The 14,914-nt window shown below is 44.9% G+C and carries 15 protein-coding genes and 1 pseudogene; 14 read left to right on the top strand and 2 right to left on the bottom strand.

Annotated elements, in window-relative coordinates:
• From QUB52_RS26880 to glgP, 10 genes and pseudogenes are all read left to right on the top strand, one after another.
• Positions 1-306: MotA/TolQ/ExbB proton channel family protein (locus tag QUB52_RS26880; protein ID WP_332975405.1), on the top strand; the 306-nt coding region annotated here is incomplete at its 5' end.
• On the top strand, positions 290-691 hold the full coding sequence (locus QUB52_RS26875) for an ExbD/TolR family protein (RefSeq protein WP_332975404.1): 402 nt from the start codon (positions 290-292) through the stop codon (positions 689-691). The genes QUB52_RS26880 and QUB52_RS26875, both read left to right, overlap by 17 nt.
• Positions 692-1,616: 925 nt before the next feature.
• The gene (locus QUB52_RS26870; RefSeq protein ID WP_332975403.1) at positions 1,617-4,460 is read left to right on the top strand and encodes a TonB-dependent siderophore receptor; all 2,844 of its coding nucleotides are present in this window, start codon (positions 1,617-1,619) and stop codon (positions 4,458-4,460) included.
• Positions 4,461-4,522: 62 nt separating this feature from the next.
• Positions 4,523-5,212, top strand: a complete 690-nt coding sequence (locus tag QUB52_RS26865; RefSeq protein ID WP_332975402.1) for a hypothetical protein — start codon at positions 4,523-4,525, stop codon at positions 5,210-5,212.
• Between the two features lie 353 nt (positions 5,213-5,565).
• Positions 5,566-6,666, top strand: a complete 1,101-nt coding sequence (locus tag QUB52_RS26860; RefSeq protein WP_332975401.1) for a PepSY-associated TM helix domain-containing protein — start codon at positions 5,566-5,568, stop codon at positions 6,664-6,666.
• An 84-nt stretch (positions 6,667-6,750) separates the two neighbouring features.
• The gene (locus tag QUB52_RS26855) at positions 6,751-6,954 is read left to right on the top strand and encodes a hypothetical protein (protein ID WP_332975400.1); all 204 of its coding nucleotides are present in this window, start codon (positions 6,751-6,753) and stop codon (positions 6,952-6,954) included.
• On the top strand, positions 6,926-7,156 hold the full coding sequence (locus QUB52_RS26850; protein WP_332975399.1) for a hypothetical protein: 231 nt from the start codon (positions 6,926-6,928) through the stop codon (positions 7,154-7,156). The genes QUB52_RS26855 and QUB52_RS26850 overlap by 29 nt, the downstream gene beginning before the upstream one ends.
• 35 nt (positions 7,157-7,191) lie before the next feature.
• Positions 7,192-7,917 (top strand): annotated as a pseudogene (locus tag QUB52_RS29350) (IS1 family transposase).
• A gap of 18 nt (positions 7,918-7,935) precedes the next feature.
• Positions 7,936-8,484: an EAL domain-containing protein gene (locus tag QUB52_RS26830; RefSeq protein WP_332971236.1), complete on the top strand. Its 549-nt coding sequence runs from the start codon at positions 7,936-7,938 to the stop codon at positions 8,482-8,484.
• Between the two features lie 181 nt (positions 8,485-8,665).
• Positions 8,666-11,224 (top strand): alpha-glucan family phosphorylase, encoded by a 2,559-nt coding sequence (glgP, locus tag QUB52_RS26825; protein ID WP_332968604.1) that lies wholly within the window; start codon positions 8,666-8,668, stop codon positions 11,222-11,224.
• A gap of 96 nt (positions 11,225-11,320) precedes the next feature.
• Here glgP and QUB52_RS26820 read toward each other — a convergent pair whose 3' ends face one another.
• Both QUB52_RS26820 and QUB52_RS26815 read right to left on the bottom strand, forming a co-directional pair.
• Positions 11,321-12,088 carry a DUF429 domain-containing protein gene (locus QUB52_RS26820; RefSeq protein WP_332968527.1) on the bottom strand — a complete coding sequence of 256 codons (768 nt, stop codon included), beginning with the start codon at positions 12,086-12,088 and terminating at the stop codon, positions 11,321-11,323.
• Positions 12,089-12,120: 32 nt separating this feature from the next.
• Positions 12,121-12,306 carry a ribbon-helix-helix domain-containing protein gene (locus tag QUB52_RS26815; protein WP_332975398.1) on the bottom strand — a complete coding sequence of 62 codons (186 nt, stop codon included), beginning with the start codon at positions 12,304-12,306 and terminating at the stop codon, positions 12,121-12,123.
• 194 nt (positions 12,307-12,500) lie between these two features.
• Between QUB52_RS26815 and QUB52_RS26810 the strand changes: the two genes are divergently transcribed.
• The 4 genes from QUB52_RS26810 to QUB52_RS26795 all read left to right on the top strand — a co-directional run.
• Entirely contained in the window at positions 12,501-12,896 is a 396-nt protein-coding gene (locus tag QUB52_RS26810) for a hypothetical protein (RefSeq protein WP_332975397.1), read from the top strand.
• A gap of 204 nt (positions 12,897-13,100) precedes the next feature.
• On the top strand, positions 13,101-13,598 hold the full coding sequence (locus QUB52_RS26805) for a hypothetical protein (RefSeq protein ID WP_332975396.1): 498 nt from the start codon (positions 13,101-13,103) through the stop codon (positions 13,596-13,598).
• A complete protein-coding gene (locus tag QUB52_RS26800) occupies positions 13,598-13,990 on the top strand; it encodes a type II toxin-antitoxin system VapC family toxin (protein WP_332975395.1) in 393 nt (130 codons plus the stop codon). The genes QUB52_RS26805 and QUB52_RS26800 overlap by 1 nt, the downstream gene beginning before the upstream one ends.
• A gap of 3 nt (positions 13,991-13,993) precedes the next feature.
• Positions 13,994-14,914, top strand: a 921-nt coding sequence (locus QUB52_RS26795; protein WP_332976310.1) for a tetratricopeptide repeat protein, incomplete at its 3' end; no start/stop codon positions are given.

The following is a 14,914-nucleotide window of genomic DNA, read 5'->3' as shown; positions in this document are numbered from 1 at the left end:
CTTTCCCCACTATTTGGGTTGCTAGGCACTGTTTTGGGATTAATTACCACTTTTGGCTCGCTCAAACTGGGAGAAGCTGGGAGCAGCAATGCAGCGGGCGTTACTGGTGGGATTAGCGAAGCTCTGGTATCTACGGCAACGGGGTTAGTGGTGGCAATTTTTACGCTTTTATTTGCCAATATGTTTCGCGGGTTTTACTTACAACAAATTGCTTTTATTCAGGAAGCTGGAGGGCAGTTAGAATTATTGTACCGTCACCGCTACGAAAAATTACCGAGAGAATCTAACTATGCGTCTACCCGATGAACCGGATAATATTGCTCAGATCAATATCGTGCCAATGATTGATGTGGTATTCGCTATATTGACGTTTTTAATCATTTCTTCTCTGTCTTTATCCAAATCCGAGGGTTTGCCGGTCAATTTACCAAAAGCATCAACTTCTCAGGCTCAGGAAGCGCCTTCTAAAATTACTATCACTATTGAGGAATCGGGAAAATTAATGGTTGATAAAAAGCCAGTCAATTTAGACCAGATTGAGGGTGCGGTGCGGCAGGTGATGGGTTCTAATCAGACTTCTTTAATTATTTTGAACGCGGATAAAAGTGTCAATCACGGAAGTGTTGTGGAAGTTATGGATCGATTGCGTCGAATTAAGGGAGCTAAGTTAGGGATTGCTACCATCAAGTAGAGAGTTAATAGAATTCCTACTTGATAATTTTCTCATACCCTTAAACTGCAATTCCCCGATGCAGATTTACTCAAGATCATAGAATTGACTCACGAGTGCTTAGAAACCGTGTTTTTTCAATAAAATATAGCTTTCTGTTTCTCCGTCTTGCAGAAAGCTAAAAGCTAGTTGATGAGTCTGGTGCTGGCACCTGTAGCGCAGGAAGTCTAAACCTGTCGAACTTTTACTGGAGATTTCTCACAAATCCTTCAAAGGTTGAGCTATTCTACTTTTTGCACTCATTGCAACCCTGAAATCTTGAAATCGGCGATCGCACGGCCGGTAACTGCGATCGTTTCTTCAAAAGGTTTTTTAGGTGTCACTAGAGTTTATTGACATAAATATTTAATTAAGCTGAATTCTCAAAAGCTAAATAATCGCTTTTGGCAAGCACTCATAGATAATAATTTTTAATCTAATTCCTCGAAAATTATAGGTTTTATTGTGTAAAAAAACGAACTCATCCAATATAAAAACCAATTTTCAAAGGATTTGCAGCTTAAAGCACGGGGATTCCAACAACGCCCCTAACTTGTGGGCCGTACAGTGAAATTTTGCCAAAAACCAAACAAACTTGATCAAAAATCAAATAACTATTTACTTGACATTTGCAAAAAATTTGTTTATTTTAATAAAGCTATTGCAAATAATATGCAATAATTACTGGGTTGTTGACTGCGACCCGAAAGCATCGTCCCTCATGTCAGGAAACTAGATTGAAACTACGATCGCAGATAGCTGCGCCTGTTACTCACAGACTTGGTTTCCGTGTTTGTGTAGGTAGGTTTTCAGCACAGTCAAGTGACCAGAGTGCAGCTCAATCGGTGCATTCGCCCCGCGACAGATGGTGTAGCGTCTCAAGTTTTTTTAAGTGTGTGGTGTGAAAATGAAACTGTGTTTGCCGTTTTTTTGTGTGGCGCTGCTCGGCGTTGGTATCATGCCCGTAGCAGCAGTTGGGCCAAGGAGTTTCTCTGACGGCGCTAACCCAGACTCTGGTGAAACTGCGCCTGAGAGTGCCCCCGATCCGAGTTCAATAGATCCCTCAAAAGAGGACGATCGCACTCAATCTCAATGGTGGGCGATCGCTTCTGCGATCGAGCCCCAAAAAACCATCGCAGAACAGCCCTCATCTGAAAGCGAGGAGTTAGAAGTCAAGCACAATACAGAACACAACGACCAAAAATCCAATTCTGACTTGACATTTGCTCCCAAGCCGGCTAGCGATCGCCCGAATCCTATTCCTAATATTGAACCGACAGCACAGCCAAAAGAGCCCACAGCAGCAATACCAAAACTCGACTCCATAGCTCGTCCGAATACCAGTGTAGAAAGCTTATTAAATCCGTCAAGACCGAGTTTGACCAACTTTTCAGATGTTGTGCAAATCTCTCAATCAGTCGTACAAGTAACAGGCGTGCGATTGAACCCAACACAGGCAGGTTTAGAAGTCATTTTAGTTTCAGCAGAGGGGCAAGTCCTGCAAGCGAAAACCAGGACTGAGGGCAAAACTTTGATAGCTGAGATTTCCAATGCTCAATTAGTTCTACCTGATGGTCAAGAATTTCGGGCCCAAAATCCATTTGAGGGAATTAATTTAGTCACGGTGACTCAGGTTGATGCTAGTAGTATCCGCATCAGCATCACGGGTCAAGAAAATTTGCCAACAGCAGGCGTACTCAGAAGCGCCAGCGGTTTAGTTCTGAGTGTCAGCACAGAAAAAATTAATATCATTGTCACGGGCAATCAGCAAACTCCTTATCTACAGCCCAACGCTTCCTCCGCCACCCGCACAGACACCCCAATTCGAGATATTCCTCAATCGATCCAAGTAGTTCCTCAAGAAGTGATACAAGATCAACAAGTTACCCGCTTAGATGAAGCACTCCGCAACGTTAGCGGTGTCACATACGGCGGAACTGTTACAGGTCGGGGTAGCGAATTCGGCCTTCGAGGTTTTAACGATGCCCCTATCTTGCGAGATGGGTTCAGGCGATATGGTAGTTTTGGGTCTTTTCCAGAAGTCGCCAACCTCGATCGTGTTGAAGTTCTTAAAGGGCCAGCTTCAATTTTGTACGGTGAGATTCAACCAGGGGGTTTAATTAACTTAGTATCCAAACAACCGCTGTCAGAACCTTTCTACGAAGCAGAACTGCAACTGGGAAACCAGACTTTTGTCCGGCCCCGGTTTGACATTTCCGGCCCCTTAACCTCAGATCGCAGCCTGCTTTACCGCGTCAACGGATTGTACCAAACAAGTGATAGTTATCGGGGCTTTAACCAAGACAATCAGCGGTTATCTATTGCACCGACACTGACCTGGAAAATAAGCGATCGCGCTAACTTGACAGTTTCTCTAGAATACATCGACGATCAGCGGGCTGCTGATAATGGACTGGTTGTTCTTGGTCGTCGGGTTGTTGATGTTCCGCGCGATCGCGTTGCTAGCGATCCCGATGATGCGATCGAAACCCAAGATTTGAATGTTGGCTACAATTTCGAGTACCGTTTCAGTGACAACTGGAAGCTAAGAAATGCGTTTCGCTACGCATCCTACAACTTCGATTTCAATGTAATCGGTCTTCAAGAACTTGGCTTTGATGAAAAAACTGCCACCACCGATCTCTTTTGGGCTTCTCAAGACTCCCAAAATAAAAACTACACCCTCCAAACAAACATCGTCGGCGATTTTGCTACAGGTTCAATCCAACACACCCTCATATTTGGTGCAGACATCAGCTACAGCGATCAAAGACTTTCCACAGTCGGTGATTTTGAAACACCGATCCCCGTCAATATTTTCAATCCGGTTTACAGATCAGTTCCCAAACCAGATGAAGATACACTAGCTTCTTTTGGATCGAATAAGATAGAAACAAGCCGATATGGTTTCTACGTGCAAGATCAAATTTCAATCTTCGATAATTTAAAGCTACTAGCAGGTCTTCGCTATGACACCGCAGAGCAAAGAAACGACTCAGGTGAAGGAAGCGAAACAACTCAAAATTACAATGATTTTACCCCCCGTGTAGGGATTGTTTATCAACCCATTCCCGAAATTTCTCTTTATGCGAGTTATTCGCGCTCTTTTAATCCAGGTTCGGCAACAACAGCCGGGGGCGGTCTGATCGAACCCGAAACCGGATCGGGTTACGAAGTCGGTGTCAAAGCTGAGTTGCTCGACAGAAGGCTGGCGGCTACTTTGGCATACTTTGACATTAAAAAACAGAACGTTGCTGTCACCGATCCGAATAATTCTTTATTCTCAATTGCCTCTGGGGAACAGCAAAGTCGTGGTGTTGAACTCGATATTTCGGGACAAATTTTGCCGGGGTGGAATATTATTGCTGCTTACGCCTATACGGACGCTGAAGTTACAGCAGATACAGACCGATCTCTGGTTGGCAACAGATTGTTTAATGTTCCCAAACATAGCGGTAGTCTGTGGACAACTTATGAAATTCAAAGCGGCGACTTGCAGGGTTTAGGCTTGGGAGTTGGGTTCAGCTATGTGGGCGAGAGACAAGGGGATTTACCTAACAGCTTTCAAGTGGATAGTTATTTCCTCCCCAATGCTGCTGTTTTTTATCAGCGCGATAATTGGCGAGCTGCCATCAATATCAAAAATCTGTTCAATGTCAACTACATTGAATCTGTTACGGGTAGCAGAGCTTCTGGCAATCAGCCTGGTGAACCATTGACAGTAATTGGTTCATTTACCATAAAGTTTTGATGTTTTTTGAGAATTCGGAAACAACTCAATCAAGTTTTGATTTTTTAGAGCAGGAGACATCCATGAAACGATTTAAAGTCAAGGTAATTCTCGTTGTAACTGCGTTAATCGCGATCGCGTGTCAAGCCGAATCAAGTCAACCACAAGCAAATCAACCTGATGTTCAAAAAGCTACAACAAACGCTTCAAGCACCCCTGAAAAGGCTGTTGGGCAAGCGCCCCCAAAAATTGCGCCATCACCTATAGCCACTCAGGTGATTTCTATGAATGCGTACAAAGTCCCTTACTTAGGATTTAATGGCGTGTTTAATCTCAACACAGAACACCAGAACTCTGTCAAAGATCCGCGCAATCCCAAACGCATTGATATCGAAAAAATGGAGAAATTTAGCTTCTACAAAGATGCAGCCGGGAAAAAACCAATCGCACGGAATTGTCAGTATGTCTACATGGGTGCAACTGGCGATTCCAAGTATTACGCCGAATACAAAATAACTTGGGATTTATTTGAGTTGGTGAAACAGGAAAAGCAAGATCCAGCTTGTAATCAGTTCCAGTATCTCAGTTTCGTACCGCCGCATGGTGAAGCAAATGGTGAACCCATACATATGCACTTTCGTTATGCCAGTAAGCCATCTAGCTTTGCAACGCTGGTGAATATGACCAAAGATCCAAAGGATGCGACTAAATTTAGTCCTTGGTTTGCCACTTATTGTGGTGGTGGCAAAACTAAGTGCGGCACAGGAGAGTGACAGGTTAATTTACCATAATTTCGCTCTGGGGCTGGTTTACTAATGTCTGTAATCAAGCGCTATATGAGCCTGTAAACCGCCCCAAATCGTAGTTACAAACCCAAACAAACATAACGCACATCAAATTTGAAAAAACAAAAAGAAATCAATATAGCTTACCGTAAAACCAGAAATATTATGGAATAATCGCGCTCCAATTCCGCTAATAACTCTTACTCTTTTTATTACCAATGCTCGGCATGAGAGTCGGTTAATCTGTAGTAGCAGGAGAAAAACCGTAAAGGCATCAAAAAGTCATAAAATTTGTTGTGTTTAATACTTAATCACCTTCTTTACCTATGAAAATTCGCAAATTGATACTAACAATACATGGTTCGATTGCGATTGCGATCGGGCTATTACTAACTGTGATTAGTTTGACTGGTAGCGCCCTTGTATTTCACCAGGAACTAGATCGCGCGATTCACCCATCTTTCATGCGAGTTGTTCCCCAAGCAAAGCTAGTCTCGCTGGATCAAATGATCGCACCAGTGCAAGCTGCTTATCCTAATTTCCCTTTAGAGTCAATTCGCTTTCCTCAAACGCCGGATGGCAGCTATCAGATCACAATAAAAGCCCAAGACGGAGAAAGCTTAGATACATTTGTTAATCCTTACACGGCTAAGATTTTGGGAGCGAGAAAGTGGGATAATTCTCCAATTGGATTTCTCTACAACTTCCACTACAAATTAGCGATAGGTCAAGTGGGAATGGTGGCTGTCGGTATAACTGGCTTGCTATTTTTACTAATCGTAATTACAGGGATAATATTGTGGAGTGGTTGGCGAAAGTTGAAAACAGGCTTGACAGTTCGCACGACTGCACCACTACCATTATTAAGTTACGATATCCATCAAGTTGGAGGCATTTTATCAAGTACATTTTTACTAATTATGGCTGTTACAGGTGCGAGCTTGTCATTTTTAGTTCTGCAATCTTCATTCAATCAATCTCCGCAATTGGCAAAAGTCTTGCCCCCTGCGAAACAACCCATAGCTTTAAGTGAACTGTTACGCAAAGCTGATGCAGCCATGCCGGATGGAAAAACGACTTATGTAGTTTTTGACGAACATGAACCAGAAAAAATTACGGTTAGCAAGCAACTTCCTCACGAGTTAATTCGATTTGCTATGAGTAATGTAGAACTGAACCGATATAGTGGGGAAGTTTTGACAGTCAATCGCGTTGTAGAACCGCCACCTATGTTCAAGTTTATGATTGCGATCGGCACTCTTCATTTCGGTCTTTTTGGCGGAATTTATAGTCGCATTCTCTATGTATTTATTGGCTTAATACCCAGTATTTTATTAATCACTGGTTCGGTGAATTGGGAACGGAGACGGTGGCTGAAGGCCAGACGGGAATCAACATCCCAATTGCGGGCAAATCAAACTGAGTCAAATCGGCTTTCTTAAGCAGGATTTACTCACAAGAAAGAAACCGGGTTATTATGAAAAGTTGACTATTTTTAACTAGAAATTTACGATTTAACTAGGTTTATGGTTGATGACTATGAAGCCTGTAAATCCTCGTCGGTTGATAGCGAACAATCTGAATTCATATTCAAGTTTAGCAACGCCCTCCAAAAAATAATTCGGACTTGGTATTTGATACTGCACGCGCTAGCGATCGCAAAACTCTTATACCAATTTCATAAAATAGCGCTACAGTTAGGTGAAAGCAGAGGCGATCGCACTTATTGACGCGAAAACGGTGGAAGCAGCGAATTTGTGCCGCGCGAGTTACGATTTGACAGATTTGGATCGTCCGCAAGTGGAGGCGGGAGCGCGGCGACTGCTCAATATTAGCCCGCTGCTGGATGTAACATTGCAGGCAAAGAAGTTAAAAAAGTCAATCCCACCAGTAAGAAATAACGGTAGTGCCCTGAAGGAAAGGATGGAGTAAGCGACTATTAGAGAGAAGTGTTTGCCATTGGTGATATGACAGTAGAAATTCATCCTTGCCCCAATTGTGGCTCAGGAGAAGTTAGTCGTAATGGTCAAACTCGGCATCGTAAACAAAACTACAAATATCGAGAATGTGGTCGTCAATTTGTTCTGAATCCGATGTGGAAAGCGATTACCAAACAACAACAGGAATTAATGTCACGGATGCTACTTGAACGTATTTCTTAGGCGGGGATTGATCGGGTGCTAAAAGTGTCAGAAGATAAAGTTCAGCGCTACGTAAATGCCCAAGCTCTTGTTGTTAAGAAGCAAGTGTCGCGGAGTCCCAAGCCAAGGCGAGCGCCTGAATGTTCAGATGGAGGAGTTATGGTCGTTTGTGGACAATAAAGGAAATCAGCAGTGGGTCTGGCTGGCATTGGATGCCCAGACTAGGGAAATTGTTGGTGTACACATTGTCGATCGTAGCGCAGTATCAGCTCAGGCATTATGGAATTCAATGCCACCAGTTTACCGTCAATGTGCAGTAATTTATACTGACCATTGGAGTGCCTATGATTCTGTATTGTAAGCGTAAACGTCATCGCAGTGTAGACAAAAATAGTGGTTGTACCAGCTATATCGAGCGATTCAACTGCACCCTTCGACAACGAGTATTTCGCTTGGTGAGAAAGAGCTTATCCTTCTCTAAGAAATTGGAAAATCATATTGCTTCCCGGAGAGCGTTTTGTGCATCATTATAATGATAATTTACAACTCTAGATGCCTACTTTTCTTTGAATTCGGTTTTATCATCTTGATCCTTTCCTTCATGGGACTACCGCTATTGGCGAATGGGTGCTGCAAACGGCCTGCACTCAGAATAAAGCTTGGCAGGATGCTTTGCAACCTGATTTGCGGGTAGCAGTCAAATTTTCGGTCAGGCAGTTCCAGCAATTTAATTTAGTGCAAATGGTGACGAATTGCTTGAAAAAAACGGGTTTATCACAAAAATATTTAGAGTTAGAAATTACCGAGACTACAGCAATGCAAGATGTGGATTATACCACAAAAATTCTAAGGGATTTGCAGAATATGGGAGTGCAGATTGTGCTGGACGATTTCGGCACGGGTTATTGTTCTCTAAGTTATCTCACAAAGTTTCCGTTGAATATCTTGAAAATTGATAAATCTTTTGTTAGCGGGCTGACGACAGATCCGTGCGAACGGGCGATCGCGAATGCTGTAGCGATGCTGGGACGAGATTTGAATTTGAGCGTGGTGGCCGAAGGCGTGGAAACTAACGATGTCCGCCTCCGCGGACAAAGATCAGAGAAAGACGGCGGTTGAGACCGCCGTGTCTTCTTCAACCCACGGAGGTGGGTTTTGTTTGTATCGACGCGGTTTCAACCGCCGTGTCTTGTGCGATCGATCGCCCGCGCCACTTAAAAATTAAAATAATGTTCAGAATAACGGATTTGTGCCAAAAGACAGAGGAAAATATCGCTACCCCAACATAAAGGCTTTGTCTATGCAGCCAATTCGCACATTTAACGTTTCCCCGTCGCTACCGGCAATTCTCGAACCCCTACGGAAGCTTGCCTATAACCTGCACTGGGATTGGAACGTTGACACCAAAGACTTATTCCGCCGCCTCGATCGAGACCTGTGGGACTCCAGCAACCAAAACCCGGTGCTGATGCTCGGAACCATCTCTCAAGAGCGACTGCAAGAAATGGCAGAAGACGACGGCTTCATTGCCCAAATGAAACGAGCCGCCCAGCAGTTAGAGGATTATCTCAAAAACCGCGCCTGGTATCGCAAACAGCGCGGTACAGACAAGCAAGAATGTTACGCTTACTTTTCGATGGAATTCGGCTTAGTGAAAGCCCTACCCATCTATTCCGGCGGTTTGGGCGTGCTCGCGGGAGACCACCTCAAATCTGCTAGCGACTTAGGCTTGCCCTTGGCTGGTGTGGGCTTGCTCTACCAAGAAGGTTATTTTTCGCAGTATCTCAACGCCGACGGCTGGCAGCAAGAACGCTATCCGCTCAACGATTTCTACAATATGCCGCTCCACCTAGAACGCAATCCCGACGGTTCGGAATTGCGGATTGAGGTGGACTATCCAGGCCGCAAGGTATACGCGCGGATTTGGCGAGTACAAGTGGGAACGGTTCCTTTGTATCTAATGGATACAAATATTGAACCTAACAGCCGCTACGACCAAGATATTAGCGACCAACTCTACGGCGGTGACAAAACTCTGCGGATGCACCAGGAAATCATGCTGGGTATCGGCGGCGTGAAAATGCTCAAGGCTTTGGGCTTGACTGTTACGGCTTATCACATGAATGAAGGCCACGCGGCTTTCATGGCTTTGGAACGCATACGGATGCTGATGGAGGAATATCACCTGAGTTTCGTGGAAGCGGAACAGGTGGTGGTTTCGAGCAGTATGTTTACGACTCACACGCCGGTGCCTGCTGGGTTTGACTTGTTTGAACCGGATATGGTGATGCACTATCTGGGCCAGTATCCCAAGATGTTTGGTTTGTCGCAAGATGAGTTTCTGGCGTTGGGCCGGGAGAATGTTGGCGATTTGTCCGCACCTCTGAATATGGCAATTTTGGCAATTAAGATGTCGAGTTTTGTCAATGGGGTGGCGGCTTTGCACGGTGTGGTGTCGCGCCCGATGTTTGGCGGACTTTGGCCTGGTTTGCCGATCGAAGAAGTGCCGATTACTTCGATTACGAATGGGGTGCACGCTCGCAGTTGTGTGGCGAAGTCAACTCAGGAGTTGTACGATCGCTATCTTGGCCCGGATTGGGAAATGACCGGCCAGGACGATCGCCTGTGGGACAGGATTTCGTCGATTCCTGACGAGGAATTGTGGCGGAATCACGAACGCTGTCGATCGGAGTTGGTGGTGTTCGCGCGGGAGTGGCTGCAAAAGACTCTGCGTGAGCGTGGTGCTGCTCAAACGGAAATCGAACCCGCGCGCGAGGCTCTCAATCCGAAGGTGCTGACGATCGGGTTTGCGCGCCGTTTTGCTACTTACAAGCGGGCGACATTATTTTTGCGTGATGTCGATCGCATTATGCGGATCATGCGCGACAAAAACTGCCCCGTCCAGTTTGTGATTGCTGGGAAGGCTCACCCGATGGATATTCCGGGTAAGGAATTGATTCGGGATATCGTTCACTTTATCCGCGAGCACGAAACTATCAGTTCGATGGTGTTTCTGCCGAATTACGACATTAACGTGGCTCGGATGATGGTGTCCGGCTGCGATGTGTGGCTGAATACGCCGCGCCGCCCCCGTGAGGCTTCGGGTACTTCGGGGATGAAGGCTTCGATGAATGGTTTGCCTAATCTAAGTATTCTTGACGGTTGGTGGGATGAGGCGGATTATGTTCGCACTGGTTGGCCGATCGGGCATGGGGAGTTTTACGAAGATACTGAGTATCAGGATGAGGTTGAAGCGAATGCTTTGTACGACTTGATGGAAAAGGAAGTTGTACCGCTGTTTTACAACCGAGATGCTGATGGAATTCCTCGCGGTTGGACGGAGAAAATGAAGGATTCGATTAGCTTGAACTGTCCTTTCTTCAATACGGCTCGGATGGTGAAGGATTACGCGCGGCGGGCTTATTTCCCGGTGAGCGATCGATTCCACACCATGACTTCTGACGGGTGCGCTCCGGCCAAGGAGTTGTCTCACTGGAAGAAGCACCTTCTCGCGAAGTGGAAAGACATTAAGATTGAGGCTGTTGATATTTCCCAGGATAAGGAAGTTAAGGTCAATCAGTTGATCGCGGTTAAATCTCGCATCAATCTGATGGGATTGACGCCTGCGGATGTGCAAGTTGAACTTTATCAAGGTTCGGTTGATGCTAACGGCGATATTGTCGGTGGCGTGCCGGTGGTAATGGAGTATTTGGGAGAAGATTCTCACAATGCTAGCCTTTATACGGCTGACATTACTTATACTTCTAGCGGTTTACAAGGTTTGTCCTTGCGCGTTTTGCCTAAGCACGATAATCTCAGCAGCCCCTATGAAGCTGGTGTGATTCTCTGGGCGCATTAGTCAGTTGACTGTTGACTGTTAACTGTTAACTGTTGACTGTTGACTGTTAACTGTTAACTGTTGTCAATGGGCGATTGTGCTATTTTTCCTATCTTCTTATTGAGGTTGGGGAATGACTATGTAGCCGGTTGTGCGATCGCCCAATACGAGATTCCGCTCGATTCCCCAGTACCACCAGTGGGCGCCGATATAAGCGCACAGCAAGGCATCTAGCTGGTCTTCTAAGGCTTTGAGGGTGGCTGTACTGGTGGGGATTTCGGGGAGTTTTGAACCGCTGATGAAGGCTGATGAATGCGGATTTTTATTGGCGACATTGGCGAGATTTAGGGATGGTTTGAGAGTCGGTAAAATATCTATAATATACTGGTAGAGCTTCATCAATTCTAGTTGACGTTCTGCCAGTTTTCCTTTTTTGTATTTGATTATTCGCTCTAATTGAAATAGATTGATTGTGGCTGGATGGGGATAAACTTCTATTTGATATCGCCCTAATTTTTTAGCTTCAATAGTTGGGGCGTGGACAAATCCTCTGGCTTCTAAACTGAGGCCGAATTGTACTGTTTTTTGGGCGAAGGGGCGGGAAAGGTTGGCGGGATAGCAGCCTGCGTGGTAGCGCCCGAAGTGTTTGTGCGTGAGTTTGTCGGCCTCGCGCATTCCTGATGGACTGCTGATGATTGTGGGCGCATCTACGGCGATGATGGCTGGTTCGGTTGGGGAGATTTGGGTGTCGATCCAGGTGAGGATGTCGTTGGTTGCTAAGAGGCGATCGCACTCGATGAATTGTAATTGATTGTTTTCCCAATTTAAGCAGCATAAACCGCTGGCGCCTGAACTCCAACCTAAATCGATGCCGATAAATTTCATAGTTGTTTAAAGTGCGATCGCCCAAACTGCACTCAATTTTTTTCCGGTTTTTCATCCGATGGCGGGGGCTGTTGTTTCATTTCCTTTTGATGTTCTCTAGCAGCTTGTTCCAAAACGAAGGCTGCTAAGCTGCTGATTGAACGGCGTTCCTGATTTGCCCAGTCTTCCAGGATGTCATAAATTCCATCGGCTAAATAGGTCGCTAAGCGTTTGGTCATCAGAGATTCATTATTTTTTAGTTTAAGCCGATCGTAATTGTGCTGTATTTAGACCATATTGTCGAGATTAGCTCATATAAAGCATACATATATGCTGTATCCATGCTATAATTTCAACAAGTCAAAAGCCAGCGTGATCCCTAGTAAAGTTCGTCGCTGGCTTATGGCCCCTAATAAACAAGGAGGCAATCTCTATGGTACAGCCTGGAAGCGACGAGAGCGAATATACTCGCGGCTATCAACAAGCTTTGGATGACTTTGGCGTGACGCAACTGCTGTCACGCATCCGCTGCTACTCGGATGACGATTTTGATGCCGATCGCGCGCAGTTGACTCAGCAAGAGTTGGAAAGCTTGGTGGCGATCGTATTTGAGCGCGTGGCGGCGAATATTAAGGGTAGTGCGATCGCCCGTTATCTCAACACTCTCAGAAATGCCAATTCTCCGATTGTGGGGGACGATCGCAATTCTTGGGCGATCGTGCGGATTTTGCCGAATGCTCAGCATTACACAATTGCTCGTTTTTTTAACCGCCAAGATGCGGACGATCGTTTGAGGGCTTTGTGTCGGTTTATTCCTGATTATTCCTGATGGAGTGTTTGAGGTTGTGTGGGTGTCGGCTGTTTAGAGATAGAAGGAGTGGCTAACCGAATTAAGTCCGTCGGGGGTTTAAACCTCTGCCGGACTATTGCAACAGGTGCAAGATATCAGTTGCAATTAACTTTGGCTAAAAGTGCGATCGCTTAAATACCGCTTACACTAGAATTAAAATCCATACTCTGTTTACCAAAAACGATGGAAACCATCAATCTTAAAGAAGAAGTCCGCAGCTTAATCGATAAATTACCTGAAAACTTTACCTGGCCTGACCTAATATCGGCAGTTTATCTCAAGCAAGCTATGAAATCCGAACCTATCCAAGTTAAAGGCATAAAACAAGGTAAAAGCATCCAAATGTCAGACAATATTAACATTCCTGACGGCTCCTTAGTTCTGATTGAAGTCCGGGAAGTTTCGCCAATCAACAACGAGGAGAAGCGGAAAAGGATGAAAGAGTTTTTAGTGTCTTTGTCAGATGAAGACAGAGAGGAATGGCGACAAATTGCAGAATTTCTAGAGGGCGATCGCACAACCAATAGAAAACCAAAACCAGCGCCGCCTCCGCCGCCTCCGCCACCGAAGCCGAAGCATCCTAAAATGCCCCGTGAGCCGCTGTTTGGCTGCGATCGCGATTTAATTTCAATATCTGACGGTTTTGACGAGCCATTAGAAGATTTAAAGGATTATATGTAATGAGACTTCTGTTAGATACTCATACCTTAATTTGGTTTTTTGCGGGCGATTCTCAACTCAGTAATACTGCACGAATTCTAATTGAGGATGAAGATAATAATAAACTGGTCAGTATAGCAAGTATCTGGGAGATGGCAATTAAGGAAAGTAAAGGGCATTTAAAGTTGAGCTTGCCTCTTGATGAGTATATCGGGCAAAAACTCAGTTTGGAAGACTTTAATCTCCTGAATATCAATTTAGATCATCTGAGTGCGATCGTGACCATGCCTTTTTATCATAAAGATCCGTTCGATAGGTTGCTCATCGCACAAGCAATAATGGAAGGGATACCCATATTAAGTAAAGATTCTGCGTTTGATGCCTATTCTAAGAATCTTAATTTAATTTGGTAAATCATGAAAAATATCAAACGAATTATCAGCAGTGTTTTGATTTTGGGTGCGTGTTTGAGTCCTCTGACTGTGCCGGTGATGGTGCAACAACCTAGTTGGGCACAAAGCCCAAATGCACAGACTCAAGAATTCCAGAGACTTATAGAGCAAGCAACGCAACAGGGACAGCAAGGAAAACACAAACAGGCGATCGAAACATGGCAGCAAGTTATAGTCATTTCGCAAAAAATTAAAATTAGAAAACTTGAAGTCTTAGCACTGATTGGCATTGGTTTTAACTACAACAGCATTTCTCAACCACAAGAGGCATTAAAATACTTGAACCAAGCTTTGCCGATTGCACTAGAAGTGGGCGATCGCTCTGGGGAAGCTACTACTTTGAGTAATATCGGTGCAGTATACAACAGAATCTCCCAACCGCAAGAAGCATTGAAATACTATAACCAAGCTTTACCAATTAGGCGGGAAGTGGGCGATCGCTATGGGGAAGCTACTACTTTGAGTAATATAGGTGGAGTGTACAACAGCCAACCGCAAGAAGCATTGAAATACTATAACCAAGCTTTACAAATTATGCGGAAAGTGGGCAATCGCGCGGGGGAAGCTGCTACTTTGAATAATATCGGTGCAGTGTACGACAGCATCTCCCAACCCCAAGAAGCATTGAAATACTATAACCAAGCTTTACCAATTATGTGGCAAGTGGGCGATCGCTATGGGGAAGCTACTACTTTGAGTAATATTGGTGGAGTGTACAACAGAATCTCCCAACCGCAAGAAGCATTGAAATACTATAACCAAGCTTTACCAATTAGGCGGGAAGTGGACGATCGCTCTGGGGAAGCTGCTACTTTGAATAGTATCGGTGCAGTGTACGACAGAATCTCCCAACCGCAAGAAGCATTGAAATACTATAACCAAGCT

It is taken from the genome of Microcoleus sp. A6-C6 (assembly GCF_036705955.1).
In the GTDB taxonomy this organism is placed as follows: Bacteria; Cyanobacteriota; Cyanobacteriia; order Cyanobacteriales; family Microcoleaceae; genus Microcoleus.
The sequence above is the reverse complement of the archived record's forward strand: the minus strand, read 5'-3'. Positions and strand labels throughout refer to the sequence as shown.